This is a genomic window from Mycobacterium sp., assembly GCF_036273375.1.
GTDB lineage: Bacteria > Actinomycetota > Actinomycetes > Mycobacteriales > Mycobacteriaceae > Mycobacterium.
Genome location: NZ_DASUHS010000053.1, coordinates 1 through 3062, shown reverse-complemented (window position 1 = coordinate 3062; position 3062 = coordinate 1). Strand labels below are relative to the sequence as shown.

4 protein-coding genes are annotated in these 3062 nt (G+C 65.1%); 3 read left to right on the top strand and 1 reads right to left on the bottom strand.

From position 1 onward, the window contains the following. Positions 1–302, bottom strand: a 302-nt coding sequence (locus VFW69_RS05160) for a LapA family protein (RefSeq protein WP_526498840.1), incomplete at its 3' end; no start/stop codon positions are given. 98 nt (positions 303–400) lie between these two features. Between VFW69_RS05160 and VFW69_RS05155 the strand changes: the two genes are divergently transcribed. The 3 genes from VFW69_RS05155 to VFW69_RS05145 all read left to right on the top strand — a co-directional run. Beyond that, complete coding sequence (locus tag VFW69_RS05155; protein ID WP_526498838.1) at positions 401–1348, top strand: ABC transporter substrate-binding protein; 948 nt, start codon at positions 401–403, stop codon at positions 1346–1348. A 1-nt stretch (position 1349) separates the two neighbouring features. Further along, the gene (locus VFW69_RS05150; protein WP_526498836.1) at positions 1350–2462 is read left to right on the top strand and encodes an ABC transporter ATP-binding protein; all 1113 of its coding nucleotides are present in this window, start codon (positions 1350–1352) and stop codon (positions 2460–2462) included. 3 nt (positions 2463–2465) lie between these two features. After that, positions 2466–3062 (top strand): ABC transporter permease (locus VFW69_RS05145; RefSeq protein ID WP_526498834.1); only part of this gene is annotated, 597 nt, incomplete at its 3' end.

The window sequence follows — 3062 nt, the reverse complement described above, 5'->3', positions numbered from 1 at the left end:
AAGATCCGCGCGGTACCGACCGCCACCGTGATCAGCCCACCGACCACGGCCGCCAGCAAGATCGCCACCCCCTTGGCCTGGCTCCAGCGCCAACCCAAGAACTGAAATTCAGCCGGTGTCGTGTTCTGGGTGATGAAGATCAGCAACACGATCAAGATCACAAAGCCGGCGATCAGCGAGGACCACAGCGCGCCGGCGCGGGTGAACCCGATCGCCGGGTCTTTGGCGGGTGCGCCGGTCTGGGCCGCAGGGATGGGCTCGGGGGGCGGCTGCCCGGGGGAGGCAGGGATTTGGCTGCTCATAATGTCATCTTTGCCCTATCCGACGCAGATTGAAACCGATTCGGGCAACCGTTCTCGCGGGCCAGCGCCCGCGAGGTTCGGGCGTTAGGGTCGGCGGTATGACGACACTGCCGCGGCTGCGGGGCGCGTTGACGCGCGGGGCAGTCCTGCTGATCGCGATGTCCGCCGTTGCGGCGTGCAGCAATTCCGACCCGCTGGGAGCGCAGGTTCGCAGCCCCAATTCCATTGTCATTGGCTCCGGTGACTTTCCGGAATCCCAAATCATCGCCGAGATCTACGCACAGGCTCTGCAGGCCAACGGCTTCGAAGTGGGTAAGCGAATGGGCATCGGCAGTCGCGAGACGTATATCCCTGCGCTCAAAGACCATTCCATCGACCTGGTGCCGGAGTACATCGGCAATCTGCTGCTCTATATCTCGCCGCAATCCAACGCCACCACGTTGGATGCCGTCGAGCGGGAGCTCGATCAGCGCCTGCCTGCTGACCTGTGTATCCTGACGCCCGCCCCGGCCACCGACACCGATACGGTCAGCGTGACCGGGCAAACGGCGAACTCTTGGAACCTCAAGGCGATCGCCGATTTGGCCGCCCATTCGGCGGACGTGCGCTTCGGGGCGCCCTCGGCCTTCGCGACCCGGCCGGCGGGCCTGCCGGGGCTGCGGCAGAAGTATGGACTCGACATCAGGCCTGGCAACTTCGTCGCCATCGGCGACGGCGGCGGTGCGGTCACCGTGCGCGCGTTAATCGAGGGAAGGGTGAATGCCGCCAACATCTTCACCACATCACCGGCCATACCGCAAAATCACTTGGTAGTCCTCGACGACCCCGAACACAATTTCGTAGCTGGAAACATTGTGCCACTACTTAATTCGAAGAAGAGGTCCGACCGTCTCAAGGTGGTGCTGGACGCGGTCTCGGCGAAGTTGACCACCTCCGGTGTCGCCGGACTCAACGCCGCGGTGTCGGGAAACGCGGGCATCGACCCCGACGAGGCGGCGCGGAACTGGGTGCAGGGCAACGGCTTCAACCACCCGATCGGAGGATGACTTGATCATCTTCGACAACGCCAGTAAGGCCTTGGCCGACGGCACCACCGCCGTCAACCAGCTCAGCCTGAGCGTCCCCAACGGCAAACTGACCGTATTCGTCGGGTCCTCCGGCAGCGGCAAGACTACGGCGCTGCGGATGATCAACCGGATGATCGAGCCCACCTCGGGCAACATCTCGATCGACGGCGTCGACGTTTCCACCCGCGACCCGGTAAAGCTCCGCCTCGGAATCGGATACGTCATCCAGCATGCCGGCCTGATGCCCCACCAACGCGTAATCGACAACGTGGCAACGGTTCCCGTCCTACGCGGCCAGTCTCGCAGGGCCGCCCGCAAAGCCGCCTACGCGGTGCTCGAACGGGTGGGGCTGGACGCCAAACTCGCGACCCGCTACCCCGCGCAGCTCTCCGGCGGCGAGCAACAACGGGTCGGCGTGGCGCGAGCGCTGGCCGCCGACCCGCCGATCCTGTTGATGGATGAGCCGTTCTCCGCCGTCGATCCGGTGGTTCGCCACGACCTGCAGAACGAAATACTGCGCCTGCAGGGCGAACTGCACAAGACGATCGTCTTCGTCACCCACGACATCGATGAGGCGCTGCGGCTCGGCGAACGGGTGGCGGTGTTCAAGGGCGGTTCGTTACAGCAGTACGACGAGCCTGGCCGGCTGCTGTCGCGGCCGGCCAATGATTTCGTGTCCAGGTTCATCGGCCTGGGTCGCGGTTATCGATGGCTACAACTGCAGGACGCGGCCGGTCTGCCGTTGCGCGACATCGAGCGGATCACGGCCGACAAGCTGTCCGAGACAGAGCTTTCCGAGGGTTGGGCAGTCGTCCTCAACGATGCTGGTGCGCCCCTCGGCTGGATCGACGACGAGGGACTGCGTCGGCACCGTGACAGTGTGTCGTTGTCCGACAGCATGAGCGCGGTGGGATCGCTGTTTCGGCCGCAGGGCAATCTGAGCCAGGCGCTTGACGCGGCGCTGTCATCGCCGTCGGGTATCGGCGTCGCCGTTGACGACGGCGGCAAGGTGATCGGCGGTGTGCTGGCCGCCGACGTGTTGGCCGCGGTCCAGGCCCAGCGGCTGGGCTCGGCGGAACCTCAAGGGACTTAGCCGATGCACTATCTGCTGACCCATCTCGACGACGCCTGGGCGCTGACCGTCGTGCATTTGTGGTTGTCGTTGGTGCCCGTGCTGATCGGGCTGGCGATCGCGCTGCCGCTGGGCATGCTGGTGCAGCGCACGCGAGGCGCCCGCCGGCTGACGACGGCGGCCGCCAGCGTCGTGTTCACCATCCCATCGCTGGCGCTGTTCGTGGTGTTGCCGATGCTGATCGGGACCCGCATCCTCGACGAGGCCAACGTCATGGTGGCGTTGACGGCCTACACCGCCGCGCTGCTGGTGCGCGCCGTGCTCGAGGCGCTGGACGCGGTGCCCGCCCAGGTACGTGACGCTGCCACCGCGGTCGGCTACCCATCGCTCACGCGGATGATGAAAGTCGAACTGCCGCTTTCAGTTCCGGTACTCGTCGCCAGTTTGCGGGTAGTTGTGGTCACCAATATCGCGATGGTTTCGGTCGGTTCGGTGATCGGCATCGGCGGCCTGGGCAGCTGGTTCACGCAGGGGTACCAGACCAACAAGAGCGATCAGATCCTGGCCGGCATCATCGCCCTGTTCCTGCTTGCGGTGGTCATCGACGTGCTCATCGTGTTG

Bases quoted from the DNA above. Each gene is read 5' to 3' on its own strand.
- VFW69_RS05155 (WP_526498838.1), top strand. From the start codon at position 401: ATGACGACACTGCCGCGGCTGCGGGGCGCGTTGACGCGCGGGGCAGTC.